Here is a 23438-nt window from a genome sequence, read left to right on the forward strand (position 1 = left end):
TCGCCCATCCACGGGCTCGGCTCGTGGCTGAGCGAGAACGCCTGGATCGACGGGCGGTTCTGCTCGTCGTTGCCCTTCTGGTACTGGTAGAGCCAGCGGTTCGTGCCCGCGTCCGTGGCGGGGGTCCCCGAGTTGGAGCCGTGCGGCCCGGCCGGCCCCGGGGGGTTTTTCCCCCCGGGGGAGGCCCCCCCCGGGGTTGGGGCCCGCGGGGGGGCGGCCGGACGCCGGGACACTGGTGCTGGTGGTCATGGGAGGGCTCCTCGGGGGGGGTGGGTCCTCAGCTGTTCAACATGCGCCGAATACGCCTGGGTGGCGGGGCCGGACAGCACGACGGCGGGCGCCCGCGGTGTGCGGGGCCCGCCGTCGCCGGTGCAAGGGGCGTGGTCAGGTCGCCTGGCGGCCGTCCACGACGTGGCGGATCGCGACGTCGCGGCTCGCGAGCCCGGTCGCGGCGGGCTTGACGCCCTCGCCGGCGACGAACGCCCGCCAGCCGCCCTCGGACTGCTCGTAGTAGACCTGGCCGAGCTGGTCCTTGCCGGAGAACAGGTCGATGCGGAACTCCTGCCCGGAGTCGGTCTCGTACACGCCGCGCACGGGCGTGCCGTGGACGGTGCCGGTCAGGGCGCCGAGCGGGCCGTTCTCGGTGGTCTCCCAGGTGATCGGGGTGGCGCGCTCGACGTGCCAGCGGGCCGCGGCGTCCAGGTCGTCCAGGTAGCCGCTGAGGCTGGTGGCGGTGGAGCGGGTGTGCCACTTGCCTGTCTCGGAGTCCTCGAACGCCTCGCCGACGAGCTGGCCGCCGACGCGCACGTCCGCGCCGTCGAAGGTGCCGGGCAGGAAGGTCACGTGCACGGGCATGCCGTCGACCTCGGCGAACATCGTCGGCGCCCCGTCAGCGTCGACGATGTTGTCCCACTCGATCTGGTCGTCAGGCGCCGGCACGTGCAGGGTGACGGTCTGGCCGTCCTCGGTGTTCGCGACGTAGTAGCCGGGCGCCAGGCGCTCGTTCGCCACCTCGGCGTCCCCGTCGTAGGCGGGCATACCCTGGGGGTCGTCGGGGTCGGCCACGGTGACGTGGAGGCCGCCGGTGACGACCGGGTACCGGTCGCGCAGCCGGGCCGGGGTCTGCTCGGCGGCGGTCAGGGACGCCTCGGACTCGGCGCGGGCGCCGGTGGCGAACTGGCCGCCGGTGCTCACGCCGGCCGGGACGCGGTTGGGGTTGGTGCTCACGCCTGGCCCTCCTTCTCCTCGTCGCGGACGCGGGCGCGCTCCGCCGTGGCCTTCTCCAGGCGGGCCTTGGCCTTCTCGAGCGCCGCGCGGGCCTTGAGCCTGGTGTCACCGTAGAACGCTCCCAGGTCGGGGTTGGCCTGGGCCTTCTCGACGGCGGCCTGGGCGCGGTGGACCTCGAGGCTGGCGATGTCACCGGCGGTGCGCGAGTCGGGGACCTGGTCGGCCACCGCGTCCCAGGTGGCCTTGGACACCCGCAGGACCGTCCCGCTGCGGTCGCCCTCGTGCTCGTGCTGCTGCAGGTAGTACGTCACCGAGGTGTCGCCGGAGAACATCGTGGCGGACCGGCCGGTGACACCCTCGGTCGCGAGCATCTGGGCCAGGGACGTCACGCTGCCGTCGGCGAGCCGCCACCGCTGGGCGAGGTCGCGGGCGACGCGGTTCTCGGCGGCCGGGGTCATCTCGGCGGCGCGGGCGCGCACGGCGGTGACGTCGGGGTGGTGGCGCTTGGCCTTCGGCTTCGGCGGGGGCGGCGGCGGGGTGACGTCGGCGTGCCGGGCCGGGTCGACGACGAACCCGAACCGGCCGCGGGTCTCGTACTCGTCCTCGGGCACCAGGAACTCCCGGGCGCCGACGTCTGCCCAGCTGCGCCCCATCGTGGGTCGCTCGCCACCGGGTGTTGCCGTCACGCGCACCATGCCGGGGTGGTCGGCGTCGCGGCTGGCCGAGAGCGTGATGTGGTCGCCGGCGTGCGCTGCGGCGAACTCGCGCTCGGCGACGATGCGGGACTGCTCGGCGGTGACGGTCTGGCCGGTCGCCTTGGTCCACGCGTCGGGGAACCACTCGCGAACCCGGGCCGCGGAGGTCATCAGGACGTACCCGGGGTCGCCCATGTCGCTGGCGCCGTGGTCGGCGCTCTGGCGGTGGGCGGCGTACTCCTCGTGGAACGCCCACATGGGGATCGCGGCCTCGCAGTCCTCCTCGTACCAGCCCGAGGCGTTGCGCAGCGCGGGCGGGACCTCGCGGTTGCGCTCCTTGGACAGCTTGATGCCGCCGTGCCCGGCGCAGGACACCTCCGCGATGCCGGGCGCGATGTCGTAGACGTTCTGGGCCGGTCCCCACGGGGTGCGCGAGCCCTCGGCGAGGGTCAGCGCGCCCCAGTCACGGGTCGGCTCCTCGATCTCGTCCAGGTGCACGTCGGACTCGGTGCGGGCCTCGGTGGCGAACTGCCCGCCGGTGCGCACACCAGCGGGGACACGGGAGCGATCAGCGAGCGTCGTCATGCCCGGTAGATGTGCGGGGCCAGGACGGCCCGGCCCCGCACGACGGTGTCAGCCGTGCACGGGGCACTCGCCGTTCGTCATCGTGCGCCCGCAGCCCTCGCAGAGCTCGTCCAGGTCGTCGGCGAGCGGGATGTCGGTCGCGTCCGAGAACTGCCGGGCCAGGTCGACGTCGTTCGCCTTCGCCCACGCGTCCAGGTCGGCGATCAGCGCACGCACCGCGTCCGCGTCGCTCGTTCCCAGGGGCAGGTGCTCGGCACGGAACCGCTCAACCGCTTCGGCCCCGGCCGCGCCGGGCTGCGCGGGCTCCGGCTCCTCGAGCCCGGAGATGACCTCGTCGATCATGAACCGGTTGTCGCCGGAGTCGTCGAGCAGGTCCTTGTCCATGCTGGAGCTGACCGCGACGCCGCTGGCGCGGCGGTCCAGGTCGGCGTCCTCGAAGTCGAAGTGGTCGCCCACCTCCTCGCCCTCGTCCTCGCCGGCCCAGATGACGCGGGAGACGTACATGGCGTCGGCGTCGTCCCACCCGTCGAGCTCGAACCCGATCGCCTCGGGGTCGGCCAGCCGCACGCACGCCGCCGTGGCGGCCAGGCGCAGGTACCCGTGACGGTCACCGAGCCCCTGGGCGTACAGGGCGTCCAGGCGCTTCTCGGCGGCGTCGAGCAGGCCGGGCAGAGCCGAGTCGTCGCGCTCGGGAGCCGGGGCGGGTGCGAGGTCGACGTCGGACTCGGACCGCGCCTCGGTGGCGAACTGGCCGCCGGTGGTGACGCCGGCGGGGACACGGGAACGCGCGCTGGTGCTCATGGCCGGTAGATGTGCGGGCTGCAGGTCAGGCGCTCGGGGGTGTCGGGGCGATGGGGGAGCGCTCGGTCCAGCCGCCACCGAACGAGGTGAACGTCGGGGCGCCGTCGTGCTCGGCGCACGCGTACCGCGGCTCACCGACCGGGCCGCGCGAGGTGTGCGCCTGGATCTGGGTGGCCGCCGCTGCGGGGCAGAACTCGCAGGTCGCGGCGACGTCGGGCAGGTGCTGGGCGAAGTCGTACAGCTCGCCCTCGTACGGCTCGTCGTCGAAGCAGGTGTCGAACTCGACGGCCACGGTGGTGCGCCCGGCGCGGATCGCGTCGGCGAGGCGGTGGTGGCCGTCGGCGACCTCCCAGCGGGCCGGGTCGTCCTCGCGGGCGCGCACGAGGACGGGGTCGTCGGGGGACTCGCTGCGCCGCCCGGAGGTGAGCACCTCGGTCATGGCGGACGCCGTGGTGATCAGCGCGGTGATGGGCAGCTCGCCGACCTCGCCGTCACGCCGCCCGCCCCAGGTTCCGCCGGGACCGGCGAGCTCCACCGGGGCCTCGGTCCGGGCGCCGGTGGTGAACTGGCCGCCGGTGGTGACCCCGGCCGGCATCCGGGCGAGCGCGCTCACGGCAGGTCCGAGATCGCCATGCCCGCGTCGCGCGCGACCCGCCGCAGCGTCGTGCGGGCGCCGAAGTAGGCGTCCATCTCCGAGTCGTGGTCCGGCTCACCGCCGTGCCGGGACGCCGTGGGGACGCCGTACCCCTCGGCCCGGCCGACCGAGGCCAGCACGCGAGCGTCGATCGACGGGCCGGTCGCCTTGCCGTGCTCGTCCTGGGCGTAGACGAACAGGTCGTTGCCGTTCGAGTCCGTCGACAGCGTGTACCGCGTCCCGTCGTGCTCGAGGTCCGCGCCCTCCGGCGTGGCGACCAGGCGCGAGCCGGTCAGCCCGGCGCGCTCGGCCGCGGCGTCGATCGCCTCCTGCTTGGCGACCAGCGCCGGGTCGGGGGCGGTCGCCCGCGAGATGCGGATGGTCTCGTTCGCGCCGCGCATCGGCGCCGAGCTGGTCCCGTCCTCGTAGCGCCAGGTGACGAACCCGGGCTTGGACGCGTGCGGCACGACCTCGCGGACGACGGCGAGGACCTCACCGTCGCGCCCGAGCAGCCAGTCACCCTGGCGGGCTGTGGCGGCTGAGGTGTAGCGCTCCTCGCGCGCGCCGGGCGCAGTCAGGGACGCGGGCGACTCTCCGCGCGCGGAGGTGGAGAACTGGCCGCCGGTGGTGACGCCTGCCGGGACGCGGGACTGGGTGCTCATGACCGGTAGATGTGCGGTGGGCGCTCAGGCGGCGGCTGTGGACGACGCTGGGGACAGCTGGGCGGCCACGAGCGCGAAGGAGGCGGCCAGGTCGCCCTGGGACGCGTCGAGCGCGGCCAGCACGGGGGAGTCGGCCGGGTAGCGGCACCGGATCTCGGCCAGCCGCTCCTCGACGCTGATCTGGCGCCCGTGCGGGGAGGTGGTGAAGTCCGCGACCCACAGCGCCGCGGCCCCGAGCGGGCTCGGGCGCCCGAACTCGGCGGCCAGGTCCACCTCCAGGCCGCGCGCGGCGACCTCGTACGGCGCGGTGGAGTGCCAGGCGACCATCGCCACGAGCGGGGCGGGGGCGCCGAGCGCGCGCAGGTAGCGGGCGCCGTCGACGGCGTGGTGCCCGGACCCGGGGCGGGCGTAGCCGACGTCGTGCAGCAGCGCAGCGGCCATCCACAGGTCGGCTGTGGATGACGTGAGCAGGCCGGCGTTCTCGGCGGGCACGACCAGGGAGCGCATCGCCTCGCCGACGCCGCGGCTGTGCGCGAGGCGGTCCGTGTGCAGCGGCTGTGCGGCCAGGATCAGGCAGGCGAGCACCGGCATCGACATCGGGTGCACCGTGCACCACGCGCCGTCCAGGCGGCAGCCGGGGCAGTCGAGCATCGCCGTCATCGTCGCCGCGGCTTGCGAGGGCGTCGGGGTCACAGGGTCGCGCCCTGGGCCGCGTCGAGCTCGTCGTCGGTGGCCTCGCGCATCTGCGTCCACGTGGCGGCGCCGGTGGCGGACCAGGCCGTGACGTCGTCGTCGGTCGCGAACACGTACGCGGTGCGGTCGGTCTCGTCCACGACGACGATCTCGTCGGCGGGCTGGGGCATGGGCGTTTCCTCTCGGGTGCGCGACGTCACTCGACGTTGCGCCACGGCTGGGACTCCAGGACGGTCCTGGTGGCCTTGGCGACGGCGTTCGCGGACGCCTTGACCGCCTCGGAGCCGGCGGGCCCGGCCCACCCGGCGACGTAGGTGCCCGAGACGTCGCCGACCTGCGTGCTCATGCCGTTCGCGCGGCACAGGGCGTAGGCGACGGACTCGGCCTCGACCTCCATCTGGCCGCGGCCGCCGCGGTGCCCGGAGTGGTACTCCTCCAGGCGCTCGGTGTGCCCGCAGGCGATGTGCCCGAGTTCGTGGGCGAGCACCTTGGCGCGCATCGCGGGCGACAGCGAGGCCTCGACGACGACGCGCTTGCCGCGCGGGTCGGTGTAGCCGCGGGCCGTGCCGGGCAGGTCCTCGGAGCCGATGGTGTACCCCTGGGCGGTGATCGCGGCCTCGAGGTCCTGCGTGAACCCGGCCGGCGGCTCGCCGGACAGGTCGTGGGTGACGGCGGGCATCTCGGGCCCGTCGGTCTGGGAGACGTCGAACACTGTGGTGGTCGTGAACCCGATGCAGCGGACCTCGTACTTGGCCTTGCCGTTCTCGCCCTTGACGGGGTTGCCGGCGGCGTCGGTGACCGGGACGCGGCGGGTCTTGGGCGCGAAGATGCTGATGCCCTTCTCGCCCTTGCGGACGTGGCGGCCGAGCTCGTCCTTCCACTTGCGGAACCCGGCGACCTTCGTCGCGCCGGGGCGCTGGGCGGCGATCAGCAGCGTGTTGAGCATGCTGTACCGGTGGAACTTGGCCATCGTGTCGAGGTAGGCCAGCCAGTTCTCGTCGTGCGCGAGCTCGGAGACGCGCTGCTCCAGCTCGGCGTGGAACGCGGCGACCTTGTCCTCGACGGAGTCGTACCGGCGGGTGAACACCGTCTCGGCGAGCTCCTCGCCGGCCGGCTCGTTGGGCGGTGCGGTCGCGAGGTCGACGTCGGCCTCCCCGCGCGCCTCGACGGCGAACTGACCGCCGGTGCGCACACCGGCCGGGACACGGCTGCGGGTCGGGGTCGGCGTCGTCATGCCCCGTAGATGTGCGGGGCGAGCCGGTCAGTCCAGCGGGTCGCCGCAGATCCAGCAGTCGTTGTCGTCGTCCGGGAAGAACCCCGGGATCGCGTCGTCAGGGTCGCAGTCACCGTGCGAGCCGTACCCGTCGCCGCCGACTACGACGTCCTCGCTGGGCTCCCAGACCTCCGGCTCGGCGATCAGGTCGACGTCGTTCGCCTCGGCGCGCGGGACCACGGCGAACTGGCCGCCAGTGCTCACGCCGGCCGGGACGCGGGGCGTGGCGGCGCTCACGAGTACGCCTGCTGGTAGAGGGTGACCGCTCCCACGCCGGCCAGCGGCTCGACCAGACGCGTGCCCTTGGTGCCCTCGCCGGCCCGGTCTGTCGTGCGGATCTTCGAGCCCTCGCGCACGACGTCGCCGACCTCGCTGATGAAGGCGTCCAGGCGCTCGTAGGCGCGGCCCTTGGTCGCGTCGGCGTAGACGATGATCGAGTTCGGCGAGTCCTGGTGCACGTCGTAGCCGATCCGCTCGCCGCCGGTGGCGGCCCAGCGGTAGCCGACGAGCGCGGCGAGCTGGCGAGCCTCGTCGGGGTCGAGGTCGCGGTCGACCTGCACGCGCAGGTACCCCAGGTCGGAGTCCAGGGGCACGCCGGGCTCGATGCGGGTGAAGCGGCCGTGTCCGGGCACCTCCACGACCTCGTCGACGCGCGTGGGGTCGTGCGGGCGCGCGGGGACGGCCGGCACAGCCTCCGCGACAGGCGCCTGCGGGGCGGGCGGGAGGTCGCCGTCGACGAGCAGGCCGGAGTCCTCCAGAGCCCGGTACGCGGCGTCACGCGCCGCCACGGCCTCGTCGAGCGCGGACTGCGCGGCCGCGGCCGTTCGCGCCGCGGCGGCAGCGCGCTCCTGGGCGAGCTCCACGGCACCCTCGGCCTCGGAGTACCGGGACATGAGGTCCCCGCGCACGGCCTCGACGACCGACGGCGACAGCGCGGCCAGGCTCACCGAGGACTCGGCGCGCGCCGTGGTGGCGAACTGGCCGCCCTCGCGGACACCGGCAGGTGTGCGGGCCTTGCCCGGGTGGGTGCTCATGTCCGGTAGATGTGCGGTGCGCCGCTCAGGGCCGGGCCGAGGCGTACAGGGCGGCGACCTGCTCGGGCGACAGGGCGCTGGCGTACACGCGGACCTGGTCGACACCGCCCTGGAACCGGTACTCCCCGGACGGGGCACTGGCGATGGTCAGCGGCAGCACGTTGGCCCCGACGTGGGTCGGGCCGTCCACCGAAGCCACCTCGACGCCGTCGATGAACAGGCGCATCGTCTGGCCGTCGTACGTGCCGGCCAGGTGGACCCAGGTCTGGGCGTCGACCGGCAGGACGTCGGGGCCGTTGACGCGGTAGGTGTCGCCGTTGGTCCACTGGTTGATGCGGAAGAACGGCTTGCCCGAGGAGGAGATGGACAGCTCGTACCCGTCGGCCAGGCCGTTCTCGGACTTCTTCACGATGTTCTGGGTGCGGATGAGCTCGGGGCGCACCCACGCGGCGACGCTCACCGCGTCACGCACGTCGAGCTCGGGGGTGTGGGGGACGCCCGCGCTCGAGGTGTGCCCGTCGAAGCGCACGGCGCCGCCGTCCACGCCGGCGATCCAGTCGATCGTGCCCGTCACGGTGGCGTCCAGGCCACGGCCCGAGGAGTCCGCCACGACCATGCCGCGCCCCTCCTCCAGGTCCCACGCGCCGCGCGGGTCCGGCAGCGCCACCGGGGTGCCGGGCGAGACCTGCGCGGCGTTGAACGCCCAGGTGAGGTTCGCGGTGGTGCCAATGTGGCCGTTGCCGGTCTCGCGGGGCAGTGCGACGGTTGCCGTCAGGGTCTCGCTGTCACCCGCGCCCAGGGTCCGCACGGTCGTCCCGTTGACCGCGGGTGCGGCGGCGGGCAGCCCGGCGCTGGTGACCAGCGGCTGGCCGTCCTCGGCGTCGAGCCGGGTGGTCAGCACCTCTGCGAGCGGTCCGGAGTCCTCGTCGCGGGCGACCGTGACCGTGTAGTGCAGGTCGACGGTGCCGGAGTTCGTCACGCCGATCTGCTCGGTGACCGTGTCGCCGGGCGCCATGCCGGCCACCTCGAACCGGTGCTCGGCGGGGGAGATCGTCAGGTCGAGCACTCCGGAGGTGAACGCGTTGCCGTCGACGACCTCCGTCTCGACGAACGCGGCACCGGTGGCCAGCGTGGCGGCCAGGGCGGTGACGGCAAGCACGGCGACGGCGCGACGGCGCCGGTGGGGAACGGTCATGAGCAGGCATCTCCCGATGAGTGCACGACGACGGCGCAGCTAGCGCTGCGTCGTTCCCCGGGTAGATGTGCGGCAGTGCGCGGTGACGCTGCAGGTCAGCGCGTTCGGTGCACCCGCCACGCGGCGTCCAGGGCCTCGTCGACGATCGCGTCGGCGTCGTCTGACCAGTGCTGCAGCGGACCCGGCTCGCCCGCGCAGGCCCACGCCCGGCCGCCGGCGGCCGCCGCGGTGATCGTCTCGCGCGCGGCCGCCAGCAGGGTCTCGCGCGGCTCGCCGGCAGCGTCCGGGTCGATGGCGTACGCGACGCCCTCGGCGAGGTCCTCGACCTCGAACCGGTACCCGATGCCCTGGCTGTCGGCGGACAGGCAGTCCTCGACGAGCGCCTGGCGCCGGGCGGCCATCTCCGCCGCGTCCACCTCGCCATCGTGGACCCGCGCCGGGGTGCCCGCGAGGTCGACGGCCGCCTCGGGGCGCGTCGTCGCGGCGAACTGGCCGCCGGTCGTGACGCCGGCCGGGACACGCGTCTGGGTGCTCATGGCCGGTAGATGTGCGGGCGCACCTTGGCCAGTAGCCTCTGGCTATGACCGCGCCGCAGCCGTCGACGGGCGACCCCTCACCAGCTCCGACGCCGCCCGTGCCGCCGCCCACCGCGGCAGACCGGAGGGCCGCGCGCCGGGCATTGCGGCGAGCCGACGGCGACCGGCGCCGGCTCAGGGGCGAGCTCCTGGTGGCACTCGTGGTCGGCGCGTTGATCTCGACAGCGACCATCGCAGTGCAGGCGAAGCTTGACCGCGACGCCGCGGCGCGCGCCGAGCACCTCGCCGCGCAGGCGGAGCTGGCTGCGCAGCAGCGCGACGACCTACGGTTCGTGCGCGAGGTGGCGTCGCGCCCAGGAACCGTGTCACGTCCGTTCGACGGGCTAGACCTCACCGACGCGAACATCTCCGGCCTGCCGCTGGGGTGCGAGGTCCCGGGAGCGTCCGACTGCGCGAGGTTCGTGAACGCAAGCATGGCCAGGGTGAGCGCCGTCGGCGCAGACCTGCGCGGCTCCCGCTTCCAGGCTGTCAACGCCGAGCTGGCGTCCTTCTCGATGGCGGACCTGCGCGGCTCGTTCTTCGACGTCGCGGACATCACCGGTACCAACTTCGACCGCGCCGACCTGCGAGGGGCCAGCTTCGGGTACGCCACCATCAGGATCGACGGTGCGGATCCGTCCTTCCAGATGGCCGACCTGCGCGGCACCCGGTTCGCGACGGACCTGTCACCGGAGGTGGAAGGGCGCACCGGGCTCGACGAGTTGATCGTCACGACGAACCTGGGCGACTGGGGCTTCAAACTGTCGTGCTGGGATTCCACGACCGTCTGGCCCGCCGGGTTCGAGCCACCGCCGTCGAACCCGGACGCGTGCCGGCCCGACTAGGAGCCGGCACGCCGGGCGGTCAGTCGTCCTGCGGGATGGCGCCGGCCATGCGCCGCGACAGCGACGCCACGCCCCAGATGCTCGGGTCGGTGCCGAGGTCCTCGCCGAGCTCGTAGGCGAGGTCGCGGTCCAGGCTGCCGGCGACCTTGTCGCGGTCGGCCTCGCCGACGGTGAGCAGGCCGAAGTCGGTGCCGACGGCCATCGACTCGACGCGGCGGCACTCGTCCAGGCGGAGCAGGACCTTGCTGGCACCCTTGCGCCGCCCGTTCACCACCTCGACGACGGGGCGGCCCTGGCTGTCGCACGCGGCGGTGGCGTGCAGGATCTCGAAGTACCCGTTGAGGGGGCCGCGGCGGCGGCGCTGGGGCTGGTTGATGGCATCGTCCAGGGCGCGCTGGTGGCGTCCGATCATGCGGGCGGTCTCGACGTGGGACTCCAGGTACTCGCCCGTGCGCTGGGGTTCGAACGGCATCTGGACGCCGTCGCGGAGCTCGTCGCCGTCGTCCTCGTAGGGGTCGAACCACTGCGACTCCAGGGTGAGCTCGCGCACGGACCCGTCGGGCATCAGGTACCCGCCGGCCACCACGCGCTCCCCGATGCTCGTGCCGGGCACGTCGACGGTGAGCTTGAGGTGCCGGGCACCCTCGGGCGCGCCGCAGGAGACGTCGCGGCTCAGCTCGACGTCGGCGACCTGGTCGGCGCCGACGGCCGCGGCCAGGCGCTGGCCCAGCGCGGTCGCGTGCGCCTCGTACGGGTCGGACGCGAGCGTGACGTCGGCCTCGCCGCGCGCCGAGGTGGAGAACTGACCGCCGGTGGTGACGCCCGCCGGGACGCGGCTGTGGGTGCTCATGGCCGGTAGATGTGCGGGCGCGGGTCAGGCCGGGCCGACCGAGTGCGTCAGGCCCCAGCGGATGCCGCTCGCGTTGTCCCACGTGACGCCGGCGGCCCCGAGCTCGGCGATCGCCGTGTCGGTGACGGTCGGCCAGGACGAGACGACCCCGCCCGACCACGTCGACGCCCCGATCAGCTGCGCGGCTCCGCCGTTGTACGACGAGACCGCCCAGACCCGGTCCGGGTGCTTCTCGTGCACGCCCATGATGACCATGCCGGCGCCAGGTCCGTCGGCGACGTAGTACGCCTTGTACGCTGTCCCGCCGGTGGTCATCGGCGTCTGGCCGGGCGCGCCGGCGAGCTGGCCCAGGGTGGTCGGCATCCGGGTAGAGCCGTCGTACCCGGCGACCAGGGCGAGGGCGTTGCGCAGGTCGGTCTTGACCGCGGCGTCGTGGGACTTCTGCTGCTGGCTGAGGTACATCGGGATCGCCACGGCAGCCAGCACGCCGATGATGACGATGACGACCAGCAGCTCGGTCAGCGTGAAGCCGTCCTGCCCACGTCGCAGCTGCCCGATCATGCCTGCCCATCCTGGTCGTCACCGGCCGGCTCGACGTCGAACTTCACGCGGGTCAAGACGGTCTGGTCCTGGCCGTTGTACGCCTCGTGCGCCTTGACGGTGCCGCCGGTGAACGTCACCTTGTCGCCCGCGGACAGGTCCTGGCGGGTCGAGGCCTTCCACTTGAGCGTGTGGCCGGTCGAGGCGCGCATGATGACCAGCGAGCCGCCCTCGCCGCCGTAGACATAGGCCTCCAGCGGGACGACCTTCTCCACCACGGCAGTGTGCCCGGTGACCTTGTCCTTGACCGGGGCCAGGTGCCCGGGCGTGTACGCCGCGGCGCGTGCCTCGCGGACCGCGCGCCGGTCGTTGTCGCGCGCCCACCCCGACACCGCCGAGGCCAGCAGCGCGGTGTGCTTGAAGTCGACGTGCTCGCCGGCGGCCAGGACGCGCATGTTCGTGGCGTAGTCGCCCTCGCCCTCCATCTGCTGTGCGTACGCCAGGACCTTCTCCGCGGTGCCGTCGCGCAGGAACTCCTGGGCCCGCTCGGCGAGGCGGGCACGCTCCGCGCGCTGCTCGGCGCTCTCGCGCGGGCCGCCGCCGAACAGCTGGTCGCGCACGGCGTCGGAGGTGGACGCCGTGCCGCGCCACATCGAGGCGTCGCGCGAGACGTACTCGCGCCCGCCGTCGGTGACCGCGAGCGCCACGGCGAGGACCTCGAGGTTCTCGGTGGCGACGTCGCCGCCGTAGGACCCGCCGGACAGCCAGCCGTCGTCCTCGGACTCCTCCAGCGGGTCGAACCCGAGCGCCCACAGCCCGGCGGGCTTGACGCCCAGGAAGTCGGTCATGCACGAGGAGCCGACCTGCTTGCGGGTGCCGTCCTCGTGCTCGACGAGGTAGGTGGCCGCGCGGCGGCGGACCTTGCCGCAGTGCTCGCACTCGGACACCTCGGGCCGCCAGCCGTTGAGCTCGACGCCGGGCTTGGAGCGCACGAGCGCGCCGGCCTCCAGGTGGTCGACGGCGGCGACGAACTCCCAGCCGCCGTAGGAGATCGACGGGTGCGACAGCGTCAGGTCGCGGTAGAACATCTCGCGCGGCGGGTCGCCGACCTTGGTGACGTACGGCTCGGTGAGCTCGAACGTGAACCGGTCCTCGATCCCGGCGCGGGCCAGGCGGCGGTTGGCCTTCTCGATGCGGGCCTGCGCCTCGGTCGCTGCGGACGCGGGGATGGAGTAGACGGGGCGGGCCGGCTCGTCGACCTCGTCGGCGGCGTCGAGGTAGGGGTCGGGCGCGGCCAGGGTCAGGTTGGCCTCGGCGCGCGCCTCGGTCGCGAACTGGCCACCGGTGCGCACACCAGCGGGAACTCGGCTGCGGTCAGCGACGACGCTCATGCCCGGTAGATGTGCGGGGCCGCGCGCTGTCGCACCCCGCCGCCAGCGCTATCCTGAGGCGATGGCGAAGGAGGTGGGCCGGGTGGCCAAGAAGGGCACAGTCAGCGCGAAGGCGTCGGCACGCGTGGCCGCCCGTTCGACGAAGGCCTCGGCGAAGCTCGAGGGCCGCGTCGTGAAGGCCACGAAGCGCTCCGCGGTCACGGGCCGCTACGTAGCAGCTCGCCCCGCTCGCACGAAGTGACCGGGCTCGACCCGGACTACGGCGGCACGCCGCTCGACTTCGAGGAACTTGACGCCCTGCTGCCGGAGGTCGCCGAGGCGATCGGCGGCCCGGTGAGCAAGGCCGCGGTCTATGAGCTGGAGCAGGCCTACGAGGACGAGGTCCGCGAGGCGTTCGTCCAGCGGGCGGCCGACGGCGACATCCCGCTGGAGGACCTGCTGAGCGACTGGACACTGCGCGACCTACACGCCCGCCTGTACGAGAACATCTGGACGTGGTCGGGCGTGTACCGCCAGCGCGAGCTCAGCATCGGCATCGACCCGGCGCAGATCGCCGTCGAGCTGCGGTCGACGCTCGAGAACCTGCTGTACCGCTGGCAGCACACCGAGGACTGGACCGCCGCGCAGCTGGCGATCGCGACACACGCCGAGTCCGTGCGGATCCACCCGTTCGTGGACGGCAACGGGCGATCGACCCGACTGCTCGCCGACCTGGTGCTGCTCGCGGCCCGAGGCGACGATGATCCGCCGGCGGTGTTCGACTGGGACGTCGACAAGCTGGCCTACATCGCGGCCCTGCGACGGTTCGACCAGGTCCGCGACCCCAGCGAGCTCGCGGACCTGGTCGACCTCCTGTTCATCGACGACGACGAGGACTGACCGCCCGTCTCAGTCGAGGCCGAGCTTCTCCAGCAGGTTGCGGGTGGCCTGCCCGCGCACGGAGTCCAGCAGCGTGAACCACTCGTTCTCGTGGGCGGACAGCGCCTCGGCGAGCGCGTCGGCCTTCTGCTCGCGCGACAGGCCCATGAGCGCGGCGGCCTGCTCCTCGCTGAGCCCCGGGTCGTCGGCCCAGTCGTCCTCCAGGTGCTCCATGCGCACCGGGCCGTCGTCGGCCGGCACGACCGGCTGCGGCTCGCCGAGCGCGGAGGCGAGCACCGCGGCGCGCACGTCCTCGGTGGTCGCGGCGACCGTGACGCCGTACGCCTCGGTGTCGATGCGGGAGTGGACCTCGTACATCCAGTCGCGCATCTCGTAGGCGGTGTCGGTGTCGGAGTCGCCGCCGAACACCCCGTCGCGCACCGGCGCCACATCGCCGTCGCTGCCGTAGTTGTCGTCGTAGGTGTTGTGGGTGTCGCCGTCCGAGCCCTTCCAGTACGTGACCGACTGGGCGCCGTCGTTGAACGAGAACGTCGTCTGCACGACGTCGTTGTTGTGCTCCCAGGTGACCGTCGGCGTGGGGCCGGCGCCCTCGGGCCAGACCGGCAGCGCGTCCCAGCCGGAGCCGGCGGCACGCCACTGGGCGTCGATCCTCACGACGCCGTCGCGCGGGTCAGGCCCGGTGGGCGGGGTCAGGGTGGCGGTGGACTCAGAGCGGGCGCCGGTGGCGAACTGTCCGCCGGTGGTGACGCCTGCGGGCACGCGGGAGTGGTTCATGGCCGGTAGATGTGCGGGTCAGTAGTCCTCGTCGTCACGGTCGACGCGCGCGCCGCCCGGGTCCCCGACCCACACCTGACGGCCGAACCGGTCGGCGTCCAGGCTCGTGATCTTCCAGCCGAGACGCCCGCCGTACGCGCGCGCCTCGCTGACCTGCACGCCGGCGGCGGCCAGGCGCTGCTTGAGGCCCAGGAACGACATGGCGTCGCTCTTGCGGATGTCGGCGCCCGACAGGATCGAGCCCTTCGACATCCGGGCAGCCCACACGCCCTCGTCCATGCCCTCGGCGACCGTCTGGGCGGCGGCCGCGGCGCGCTCGGCGTCCCAGCGGGCGTGCAGGTCCTTGTGGTCGCCGATGGCGTCGTCGTCGAAGTCGAGTGCGACGTAGCGGCGCCCGACCCAGGCGGCGTAGTCCTCGGCGTAGTCGGAGTTCTCCATGCCGAGGTTGCCCACGCGGTGGGCGGCCCAGTCGTAGGCGTGCCGGTGGAGCGAGTCGAACTTGTGGCGCTGCTCGGGCGTGAAGTCGTCGATCGACCAGGACCCGGCGTAGCGGTCGCCGCCGCGGGTCAGGTCGACGCTCGCCTCGTCGCGCGTGGTGGGGGCGAACTGGCCGCCGGTGCTGACGCCGGCCGGGACTCGGTGCGTGGTCTGGCTCATGGCCGGTAGATGTGCGGGCGCAGGCTGGATCACCGAGACGGTAGGATGAACCCAGGATTCCGGCGGTACGCCCGCCGGTCGCAGACCGTTGAGACAGCGGACGCGAAGCGGCCTCACGTCAGTGGGGCCGCTTCGTGGTTTCCGGAGCTGGGCGGAAGCTACCGATCGGGCCTGCGAGGGCGCCACACGGCGGCCAGCAGCCCGACAGCGGCCACGGCGCGCAGGGCCGCGGCGAGAGCCTCCGGGGCGCCCGGGACGGCCAGGAGCACGAGAACGGCGGTGACCGCGGCACCGAGCCACAGCCACCGCCGCCTGGGGCGATGCACTACGCGAAGTCGCCGAGCAGGTCCGACACGAGCGCGGCGATGTCCGAACGCTCCGACCGGGTCAGGGTCACGTGCCCGAACAGGCGCTGGCCCTTGAGCCGCTCGACCACGGCGGCGACGCCGTCGTGGCGACCGACCCGCAGGTTGTCGCGCTGGGCGACGTCGTGGGTCAGCACGACCTTCGAGGACTGCCCGATGCGGGTCAGGACCGTCAGCAGGACGTTGCGCTCCAGCGACTGCGCCTCGTCGACGATCACGTACGCGTCGTGCAGCGACCGGCCGCGGATGTGGGTCAGCGGCAGCACCTCGATCAGGCCGCGGTCGACGACCTCCTCGACCACCTCGGAGGAGACCATCGCGCCGAGCGTGTCGTAGACCGCCTGGCCCCACGGGCCCATCTTCTCGTCCGCCGACCCGGGCAGGTACCCCAGCTCCTGGCCGCCGACCGCGTACAGCGGGCGGAACACCACGACCTTGGAGTGCTGGCGACGCTCCATGACGGCCTCCAGGCCCGCCATGAGCGCGAGCGCGGACTTGCCGGTGCCGGCGCGCCCACCGAGGGAGACGATGCCGACCTCCTCGTCCAGCAGCAGGTCGATCGCCAGGCGCTGCTCCGCGGAGCGGCCGTGGGCGCCGAACGCGTCCTGGTCGGCGCGCACCAGGCGCACGGTGCGCTCGTCGACGACCCGGGCCAGGGCGGACTTGCCCGCCCCGGTCAGGATCAGGGAGGTGTTCACCGGCGGGGCCGCGGCGACCTCGGAGCCGTCCCAGGAGACCAGCAGGTCGTCCAGCGCCACCTCGCCGACCGAGTAGAGCGTGTCGATCTGCTGGTCGGCGACGTCGAGCTCGGCCACGCCGGTCCAGCCCGAGTCCACGACGTCCTGCGCGCGGTACTCCTGGGCGGCCATGCCGAGCGCGGACGCCTTGACGCGCATCGGCAGGTCCTTGGAGACCACGACGACGTCCTTGTCCTCCTCGCTGAGGTTCTTGGCCACGGCGAGGATCCGGGTGTCGTTGTCGCCGAGGCGGAACCCGGCCGGCAGCGCCTTGTCCGAGACGTGGTTGAGCTCGATGCGCACGGTGCCGCCGGCGTCGTTGGCCGGCACGGCGGTGGCGAGCGAGCCGTGCTCGATGCGCAGGTCGTCCAGCAGGCGCAGCGCCGCGCGGGCGAAGTAGCCCAGCTCCGGGTGGTCGCGCTTGGCCTCGAGCTCGGCGATGACGACGATCGGCAGGACGACGTCGTGCTCGTCGAACTTGGTGAAGCCGTGCGGGTCGGACAGCAGGACGGACGTGTCGATCACGTACGTGCGGGTGGCGGTCTGGGTCATGGGTGCTCCCGGGGCTCTCGGGGTGGCGGTGGTGGCAGTTGTTGCGGTCAGGTCTGGGTTCTGCTCACCGCCCCTCGCCGGCCGCCCGCGGTGCGGGTGCCGGGGCGCTGCGTTCCGGGGCTCACGCCGAGTAGATGTGCGGCAGCGGGGTACGCCACGACGCCCGCCCCGGGCTGGTGCTCGGGACGGGCGTCGTGGTGGTTCTCAGCGGGTCAGGACCCGAACCCCGGCGGCGTGGTCTTCCACTGGAAGTTCAGCGTGAAGCCGATGTGGTTGGTGACCTTCGAGACGTCCCAGGACCGCAGGTCCTGGTTGTAGGCGTCGGCGAAGAAGAACATCGTCTCCATGTTCGTGACCTTCGAGGTGTTCCAGCGGTCGAGCGGCTGGTTGAACGTCGAGGCGTGGGCGAACATGCTGTTCATGACCGTCACCGAGGACGTGTCCCAGCTGTTGAGCGGCCGGTTGAACGAGCGCATCCCGATGAACATCCCGGACATGTTCTGGACCTTGGACACGTTCCAGCCGGAGACGTTGGGGTTCCAGGCACTGCGGTGTGGCGTGCCGTCGTTGCGCTCACCGGTGTCGAACATGTAGCTCATGTCGGTGACGTTGCTGGTGTCCCAGCGGGACAGGTCGCTGGTCATCGCGGTCGCCCCTGCGAACATCTGCCGCATCGAGGTGACGTTGCTGGTGTCCCAGGTGGAGATGTCCCCGCGGAACGCCTTGGCCTCCCAGAAGGTCATCTCCATCGTCGTGACGCGGCCGGTGTCCCACCCCGACAGGTCGGAGGTGAACGCGGGCGCGTTCATGAACGCGGTGCGCATCGTCGTGACCTTGGAGGTGTCCCAGGCGGACAGGTCGCTGTCGAAGGCGGTCGCGTTCATGAACGTGGCCTCGAGCGAGGTCACGTTGCTCGTGTCCCAGCCCGAGATGTCGCCCGCGAACGAACTCGCGCCGGTGAAGGCGTTCACCAGCGTGGTGACCTGGCTGGTGTCCCAGGTGGAGATGTCGCCGTTGAAGGCCTCCGCGCCGTTGAAGGTGCGGGCCATCGTGGTGACCTTGGAGGTGTCCCAGCCGGACAGGTCCGAGGTGAACCCGCGCGGGCCGGCGAACGTGGACGTCAGGTCGGTGACGTTCCCGGTCTGCCAGCTCGACAGGTCCGAGGTGAACTCGTACGCGGCGTTGAAGGTGTTGTTGAGCGTGGTGACCTTGGACGTGTCCCAGCCGGACAGGTCCTGGTTGAACACGTAGTTGCTCTGGAAGGTGCGCAGCAGCGAGGTCACGTTGCTGGTGTCCCAGGTGGAGACGTCACCGTCGAACGCGTTGGCGCCGCGGAAGGTGTCCTGCAGGGTGGTCACCTTGGCGGTGTCCCAGCCGTCGAGGTCCTGGTTGAAGCTGGACGCCCCGCTGAATGCGTAGGCCAGGTTGGTGACGTTCGAGGTGTCCCACGACCCGATCGGCTGGTTGAACGCCTTCGCGTTGTAGAACGCCGCGTACAGCGTGGTGTTCGCGCCGGTGTCCCAGCCGGAGATGTCACCGTTGAACGCCGTGGCCTCCCAGAAGGCGGCCGACAGGCTGGCGACCTTCGAGGTGTCCCACGAGCTCAGCGGCTGGTTGAACGAGGTCGCGCCCTGGAACATCGACGTCATCGACGTGACGCTGCTGGTGTCCCAGGAGTCGATCGGCTGGTTGAAGGCGGCGGCCCCCTGGAACATGTTGTTCATGTGGTAGACGTCGCTGGTGTCCCAGGCGTCGAGCGGCTGGTTGAACGACCGGGCGCCGTAGAACGTGTAGGCCGTCACCTGTGCGCTGGAGGTGTCCCAGCTGTTCACGGGCTGGTCGAACGACGTCGCGTTGTAGAACACGGACGTGAAGTTCTCGACGTTCGAGGTCTCCCAGGCCGACACGTCACCGTTGAAGCTGGTCGCGTCCGACAGGGCGCGCTGCAGGTTCGTGGTGGTCGAGGGGATCTCGGCGACCTCGGTGATGTTCGCCGCGCCGCGGAACGCCCCGGCCAGGTTCGTGGTGCCGGTCCCGTCGTCCCACCGGCTGACGGACGTCAGGGCGGGGGCGTCGGGGATGGTGCCGGCGTCGACGCCGAACCGGTCGAACGCGCCGTCGATCGTGATGGTGCGCGCGCCGGCGTCGGCGTAGGTGTGGGTGGGCGCGTCGGTCAGCTCGGTGACGGTGCCGTCACCCCAGTCGATGGTGCCGTCGTCGTACGCCCCGGCGATGGGCAGCTCGACCGTGAGGTCACCGGCGGACAGCCGCGCGGTGTCGTAGGTGAGCGTCATCAGCCCGCCCTCGGGGGCGGTCGCGCCGGGCTGCTGGTGGCCGGACTGGACGGCGTCGAACGTCCAGGTGAGGTTCGCGGCGGTGCCGGCGAACGAGGTGTCGGCGCCGCGGTCGAGCTCGACGACCAGGCACAGCCACGTGGCCTCGCCTGCGACCAGGGTCGGGCTCGTGGCGGCGGTGAACACCTCGTTGCCGCTCGCCCAGCCGGGCGTGGACAGCAGCGTGGTGTCGACCGGCGTCTGGAGCGTGCAGGAGGCGGCGTCGGGCACCGGGACGGTCTCGGTGCGCAGCTGGGCGGCCAGCGCGCCGGACGCGCGGGAGACCGACGCGGTCCAGTCGAGGTCGACGGTGCCGGAGTTGGTCAGCTGGACGGGGGCGACCTCGACGTCGCCGGGCGCCATGCCGGCCACCTCGAACGCCTGGGAGGCCGGGGACGCGACGAGGTCGAGCGCACCGGCGGTGAACGTGTTGTCGGTGACCTGCTCGCGGTCGGAGTAGAGCGCGGACGTGCCGGCGACGCCTGCGAGCACGACGGCGCCCGCGGTGACGAGCGCACCGGCGCGTCGGCGCCTGGTGGGGGTACTCATGAAGGGGTTCTCCTGGGTCGACGAAGCGGACCCGGCCACGGGCCGCATCTGGTAGATGTGCGGCGTCCGTGACCGGGCCCGTGGTGTCGTGCCAGGTGGGGGCGGGACTACCCCTCGTCGTCCTCGTCGCCGCCCCAGCCGGCGGACTCGAGGTTCGCCACGAGCTCCTCCAGGCGGGCCAGGCGTGCGGCCGGGTCGCCGCCGGAGTTCAGCGCGGCGCGCAGGTTGCCCACGGACTCGTCGAGCACGTGGTTGGCGTTGCGCTCGGGCGCGCCCTCGGGGTCGCCGTCGTAGACCGGGGTGCCGTCGTTGAGGTTGATGCGGATGCGCCCGGGGGCGTCGGTGTCGATCTGGAACACCGGCACGCCGTCGGCCTCGCCGACGTAGGTGGTCACCCGGCCGGCGCCGGACGGGTGCGTGAGCTCGCCGTCGGCGGGGGCGAGGTTGCTGACGGCGTCGTGCAGGGCGGAGTAGTCGCTGTGCTCGATCTCGCCGCGGGAGTTGAGCCCGTCGAGGATGGCGAGCACGTCGCCGGTGTCGGTGCGCGCCTCGGCGGCCTGGGCGAGGCCGTCGTCGAGCCCGTTGCGGTACGCGCCGGTCTGGTCGCGTTCGGCGCGGCCGTCGTAGTAGTAGCCCCAGTCGTCGCTCGACCAGCCGAAGGCCTCGGCCATCGTGTCGGCGTCGTCGCCGTCGTACTCGGCCGGCTCGATGGATGCCAGGATCGACCCGGCGTCCAGGATGTAGGTGTTGGTCTGCTCGCCCTCGCCGACCGTGACGCCGAGCTGGCCGAGGCTCAGCGGCGCGTCGCGGGTGATGACGCCGTGCATCCACTTCGGGTGGGCCGACAGCGGGTTGCGGAAGGCGACCTCGTGCCCGTCGGGCAGGTCAAGCTTGGCGTCCCGGGCCAGGATGACGTCGGCCTCGGACTTCGCGGACGTGGAGAACTGGCCGCCGGTGGTGACGCCGGCGGGGACTCGTGCCTGGGTCGGTGCGCTCATGGCCGGTAGATGTGCGGGGTCCGGCTCAGCGGTCCGTGACGCCGGCGATGCGCCAGCCGACCCCGCCTCGGGCGCCCGCGGGCTCCTCGACGACGTCGACCCCTGCCTCGCGCAGCCGGTCCACGAGGCTGACGAACGAGGCCTGGGCGCCGGCCAGGTGGGGGTGGGCGAACTCGCGGCCGTAGACGTAGCCCGAGCTCATCGTCTGGATCCACCCGGTCTGGCGGTCGCCGCGGGCGTGGGGCAGCGCGGCCTGGTACCCGGCGAGCCGGGCGGAGCGCGCCTCGGGGCTGCTCGGGATCTCCCCGGCGACCTTGACGTCGAACGTCGTGGTGCCGCCGGCGGACTCGCCGCGCGTGATCGTCAGCGCCTCGGGCTCGTAGTACAGCGAGCGCTCTGCGCGCTTGCGCTTGCCGTGGATGATCGCGGCGACGTAGGCGTCGTCGGCGACCTCGTCCGGGGCGGTGACCGTCCACGTGGCGGCGTCGGCGTCGTGCTGCGCGGTCAGCGTCGACTCGTAGAACGGCATCACCCCATGCCCACCGGTGACGTACCGGGCCGCACCAGCCTCGACCAGGGCCTCCAGGGTGCGGGCCGAGTACCGCGAGGACGAGTCGTTGCTGACCGAGTATCGGCCGCGACCGGCCGGCCACTGGTGGTCCGTCTCTCCCAGGGCGCGCAGCGCGTCGCGCTGGGTGGCCGTCAGCTTCGGCGGCGCGGCCGCGGGCGCCGGGGCGCTCAGGTCGACGCCGGACTCCGCCCGGGCGGACATGGAGAACTGGCCGCCGGTGGACACGCCGGCGGGAACTCGGGCCTGGGTCGGTGCGCTCATGACCGGTAGATGTGCGGGTCCTCAGGCGCGCCGGCGATGGGGCCTGCCGCCGTGGCGGCGACCGGCTAGCGCGGGTCGCCGAACGTCTCGTCGAAGTAGGCGATGATCTGCTCGCGCATCGGGTACAGGCTCGAGTAGGCGACGTTCGGGTCGAACTTGCCCTCGTCCCCGTTCAGCGAGGTGCTCACCCCGCGCCAGTGCAGCCAGAGCTCCGCGGCGCGGGAGAACACCTCGGTCGGGGTGCGCCAGTAGTCCAGGTTCTTGCCCATCGCCGCGAACCGGTCGTCGTCGCGCACGGCCTGCTGCGCGGAGCGCAGGATCGGCCGGAAGTCGTCCGACAGCGACGCCTGCTGCGGGCCGCTGGTGTGGTCCAGGTGGTGGACGTACTCGTGCCACATCGACGACGGGTGACGGGGGTCGACCGCGATCGCGTCCCGGTCGGGGGAGTACACCCCGGCGGCGTTGTGACGCCCCGTGAGCCGGAACGCCATGCGCGACGGCGCCTTGGTGTGCGGCACGCGCCGGGACAGCTCGGCCCACTCGCTCTCGACGGACCGGAAGTCGTCCAGGTCCACCGACTCGTCCACCTCGACGTGCCCCATGCCGTCGCGACGGAACGTCGAGCTGGCAGCCGCCTCCAGGTGGGTGGCCGGGATGTTCTTCTTGTCCTCCCACACGGTCGCGGAGTGCTTGTTCGCCCCGTCGCGGCGTCGCTGGGTCAGGTAGAGGTCGTCGGCCATCCCGAAGCGCGCGACGACCATCTCGGCGGCGGCCTGGCGCGTGGTGGCGACGCGGGCGGTGCCTCGGGCCTGCTTGAGCACGCTCGCGAAGGTGTGCTCGCGCGGGTAGGCGTTCGGGGCGTAGATCGACGGCTCGTCGTCCTTGGTCGGGTCGGTCGCGCCGAACGCCTCGCGCAGCGCGGCCTCGTCGCCGCAGAGCCGGACGATGGCGGCCCGGTAGGCGGCCCGAGCGGTCTTGTACGCCTCGACGTCGGTGCCGTAGTGCGACATCGCCTTGGGAGGGTCCACGCCGAGCACCGGGGCGTCACCCAGCGCGGAGATCGCCGCCAGGCCGTTGCGCATGCCGTCCTTGGCCGCCTCGGGGCCGGTCATGTCGAGCCACTGCGCGACGAGCTTGGCGCTGATGTCGTCGGGGTCCCCGCCCTGGTCGGCGACGAAGGTGCGCAGGTCGGCGGTGATCGACTCGGCGGCCTGCCGCTTGGCCAGGTTCACCACGGCCCAGGAGTCGTCGCGGTCGTACCGCGAGCACCAGGCGCCCTCCTTCGCGGCTGCCCGCGTCTCCAGGAAGGTGACGCGCCGGGCGTCGGGGTCGGCGGAGGTGTCCCACGCGGTCGCGGTGGCGGAGACCGTCTTGCCCGCCTTCGCGCGCAGCCGGTCGGCCTCGGCCTCGTCCAGCGGGATCCATCCGCGCGCGGCCGCGTAGCCCTCGGGGTCGAGGTCGCCGTTCGCGGAGACGTACTTGCCCCACTTCTTGACCGCCGTCGCGACGGTGTCGTCCGCCTCGATCACCGGCGGGCGAGCGATCGACTCGCGCAGCCCGTACTGGCGCTGCATGTCGTAGACCCTCGAGGTGCCCGCCAGGGTGAGGCCGGTGTCCTCCTGGGGCTCGTCGCCCGCGTCGAGCGCCGTGAGGCTGACGGCCGACTCCTCGCGCGCCGTGGTGGCGAACTGGCCGCCGGTGATGACGCCGGCCGGCACGCGCGGCTGCGGGGCGATGATGGTGGCGCTCATGAGCGGTAGAT

The 23438-nt window shown here is 72.9% G+C and carries 25 protein-coding genes; 3 read left to right on the plus strand and 22 right to left on the minus strand.

Going from position 1 to position 23438, the window contains the following annotated elements; genetic code table 11:
- Positions 1 to 384: 384 nt before the first annotated feature.
- From NFS20_RS20245 to NFS20_RS20300, 12 genes are all read right to left on the minus strand, one after another.
- Positions 385 to 1227, minus strand: a complete 843-nt coding sequence (locus tag NFS20_RS20245; protein WP_251153604.1) for a hypothetical protein — start codon at positions 1225 to 1227, stop codon at positions 385 to 387.
- The gene (locus tag NFS20_RS20250; RefSeq protein WP_251153605.1) at positions 1224 to 2507 is read right to left on the minus strand and encodes a DUF7007 domain-containing protein; all 1284 of its coding nucleotides are present in this window, start codon (positions 2505 to 2507) and stop codon (positions 1224 to 1226) included. Before NFS20_RS20250 ends, NFS20_RS20245 begins: the two co-directional genes overlap by 4 nt.
- 48 nt (positions 2508 to 2555) lie before the next feature.
- Positions 2556 to 3308 carry a hypothetical protein gene (locus NFS20_RS20255; RefSeq protein ID WP_251153606.1) on the minus strand — a complete coding sequence of 251 codons (753 nt, stop codon included), beginning with the start codon at positions 3306 to 3308 and terminating at the stop codon, positions 2556 to 2558.
- Positions 3309 to 3333: 25 nt separating this feature from the next.
- A complete protein-coding gene (locus NFS20_RS20260) occupies positions 3334 to 3921 on the minus strand; it encodes a hypothetical protein (RefSeq protein WP_251153607.1) in 588 nt (195 codons plus the stop codon).
- The gene (locus NFS20_RS20265; protein ID WP_251153608.1) at positions 3918 to 4604 is read right to left on the minus strand and encodes a hypothetical protein; all 687 of its coding nucleotides are present in this window, start codon (positions 4602 to 4604) and stop codon (positions 3918 to 3920) included. Before NFS20_RS20265 ends, NFS20_RS20260 begins: the two co-directional genes overlap by 4 nt.
- 24 nt (positions 4605 to 4628) lie before the next feature.
- Positions 4629 to 5255, minus strand: coding sequence for an HD domain-containing protein (locus NFS20_RS20270; RefSeq protein WP_251153609.1), 627 nt, complete (start codon positions 5253 to 5255; stop codon positions 4629 to 4631).
- A 38-nt stretch (positions 5256 to 5293) separates the two neighbouring features.
- Positions 5294 to 5467, minus strand: a complete 174-nt coding sequence (locus NFS20_RS20275; protein ID WP_251153610.1) for a hypothetical protein — start codon at positions 5465 to 5467, stop codon at positions 5294 to 5296.
- Positions 5468 to 5493: 26 nt separating this feature from the next.
- Positions 5494 to 6531 (minus strand): ArdC-like ssDNA-binding domain-containing protein, encoded by a 1038-nt coding sequence (locus NFS20_RS20280; RefSeq protein WP_251153611.1) that lies wholly within the window; start codon positions 6529 to 6531, stop codon positions 5494 to 5496.
- Between the two features lie 27 nt (positions 6532 to 6558).
- Entirely contained in the window at positions 6559 to 6807 is a 249-nt protein-coding gene (locus tag NFS20_RS20285) for a hypothetical protein (protein ID WP_251153612.1), read from the minus strand.
- Positions 6804 to 7604 (minus strand): hypothetical protein, encoded by an 801-nt coding sequence (locus NFS20_RS20290; protein ID WP_251153613.1) that lies wholly within the window; start codon positions 7602 to 7604, stop codon positions 6804 to 6806. Before NFS20_RS20290 ends, NFS20_RS20285 begins: the two co-directional genes overlap by 4 nt.
- A gap of 25 nt (positions 7605 to 7629) precedes the next feature.
- Complete coding sequence (locus tag NFS20_RS20295; protein WP_251153614.1) at positions 7630 to 8799, minus strand: TasA family protein; 1170 nt, start codon at positions 8797 to 8799, stop codon at positions 7630 to 7632.
- Positions 8800 to 8894: 95 nt separating this feature from the next.
- Positions 8895 to 9335 (minus strand): hypothetical protein, encoded by a 441-nt coding sequence (locus NFS20_RS20300; protein WP_251153615.1) that lies wholly within the window; start codon positions 9333 to 9335, stop codon positions 8895 to 8897.
- A 44-nt stretch (positions 9336 to 9379) separates the two neighbouring features.
- Here NFS20_RS20300 and NFS20_RS20305 point away from each other — a divergent pair, with 44 nt between their 5' ends.
- Complete coding sequence (locus NFS20_RS20305) at positions 9380 to 10219, plus strand: pentapeptide repeat-containing protein (RefSeq protein ID WP_251153616.1); 840 nt, start codon at positions 9380 to 9382, stop codon at positions 10217 to 10219.
- A gap of 19 nt (positions 10220 to 10238) precedes the next feature.
- On the opposite strand, the gene NFS20_RS20310 is transcribed toward NFS20_RS20305, so the two are convergent.
- From NFS20_RS20310 to NFS20_RS20320, 3 genes are read right to left on the minus strand one after another with little or no spacing between them, the layout of a single operon-like run.
- A complete protein-coding gene (locus NFS20_RS20310) occupies positions 10239 to 11069 on the minus strand; it encodes a hypothetical protein (RefSeq protein WP_251153617.1) in 831 nt (276 codons plus the stop codon).
- Between the two features lie 24 nt (positions 11070 to 11093).
- Positions 11094 to 11630 (minus strand): type IV pilin protein, encoded by a 537-nt coding sequence (locus NFS20_RS22195; RefSeq protein ID WP_285821162.1) that lies wholly within the window; start codon positions 11628 to 11630, stop codon positions 11094 to 11096.
- On the minus strand, positions 11627 to 13000 hold the full coding sequence (locus NFS20_RS20320; RefSeq protein ID WP_251153618.1) for a hypothetical protein: 1374 nt from the start codon (positions 12998 to 13000) through the stop codon (positions 11627 to 11629). The genes NFS20_RS22195 and NFS20_RS20320 overlap by 4 nt, the downstream gene beginning before the upstream one ends.
- Positions 13001 to 13061: 61 nt before the next feature.
- Between NFS20_RS20320 and NFS20_RS20325 the strand changes: the two genes are divergently transcribed.
- On the plus strand, positions 13062 to 13241 hold the full coding sequence (locus NFS20_RS20325; RefSeq protein ID WP_251153619.1) for a hypothetical protein: 180 nt from the start codon (positions 13062 to 13064) through the stop codon (positions 13239 to 13241).
- The gene (locus NFS20_RS20330) at positions 13238 to 13879 is read left to right on the plus strand and encodes a Fic family protein (protein WP_251153620.1); all 642 of its coding nucleotides are present in this window, start codon (positions 13238 to 13240) and stop codon (positions 13877 to 13879) included. The genes NFS20_RS20325 and NFS20_RS20330 overlap by 4 nt, the downstream gene beginning before the upstream one ends.
- A 9-nt stretch (positions 13880 to 13888) precedes the next feature.
- Here NFS20_RS20330 and NFS20_RS20335 read toward each other — a convergent pair whose 3' ends face one another.
- From NFS20_RS20335 to NFS20_RS20365, 7 genes are all read right to left on the minus strand, one after another.
- Positions 13889 to 14653, minus strand: a complete 765-nt coding sequence (locus NFS20_RS20335; RefSeq protein ID WP_251153621.1) for a hypothetical protein — start codon at positions 14651 to 14653, stop codon at positions 13889 to 13891.
- 18 nt (positions 14654 to 14671) lie between these two features.
- Positions 14672 to 15310 carry a hypothetical protein gene (locus NFS20_RS20340; protein ID WP_251153622.1) on the minus strand — a complete coding sequence of 213 codons (639 nt, stop codon included), beginning with the start codon at positions 15308 to 15310 and terminating at the stop codon, positions 14672 to 14674.
- A 325-nt stretch (positions 15311 to 15635) separates the two neighbouring features.
- Positions 15636 to 16964, minus strand: a complete 1329-nt coding sequence (phoH2, locus tag NFS20_RS20345) for an RNA 5'-3' helicase PhoH2 (protein WP_251153623.1) — start codon at positions 16962 to 16964, stop codon at positions 15636 to 15638.
- Positions 16965 to 17176: 212 nt separating this feature from the next.
- On the minus strand, positions 17177 to 19846 hold the full coding sequence (locus NFS20_RS20350) for a TasA family protein (protein WP_251153624.1): 2670 nt from the start codon (positions 19844 to 19846) through the stop codon (positions 17177 to 17179).
- A gap of 107 nt (positions 19847 to 19953) precedes the next feature.
- Positions 19954 to 20844 (minus strand): hypothetical protein, encoded by an 891-nt coding sequence (locus tag NFS20_RS20355; RefSeq protein ID WP_251153625.1) that lies wholly within the window; start codon positions 20842 to 20844, stop codon positions 19954 to 19956.
- Between the two features lie 25 nt (positions 20845 to 20869).
- Complete coding sequence (locus NFS20_RS20360; RefSeq protein WP_251153626.1) at positions 20870 to 21676, minus strand: hypothetical protein; 807 nt, start codon at positions 21674 to 21676, stop codon at positions 20870 to 20872.
- A gap of 65 nt (positions 21677 to 21741) precedes the next feature.
- Complete coding sequence (locus tag NFS20_RS20365; RefSeq protein ID WP_251153627.1) at positions 21742 to 23427, minus strand: hypothetical protein; 1686 nt, start codon at positions 23425 to 23427, stop codon at positions 21742 to 21744.
- Positions 23428 to 23438: the final 11 nt, after the last annotated feature.

Source organism: Cellulosimicrobium sp. Marseille-Q4280 (genome assembly GCF_943181405.1).
Taxonomy (GTDB): Bacteria; Actinomycetota; Actinomycetes; order Actinomycetales; family Cellulomonadaceae; genus Cellulosimicrobium.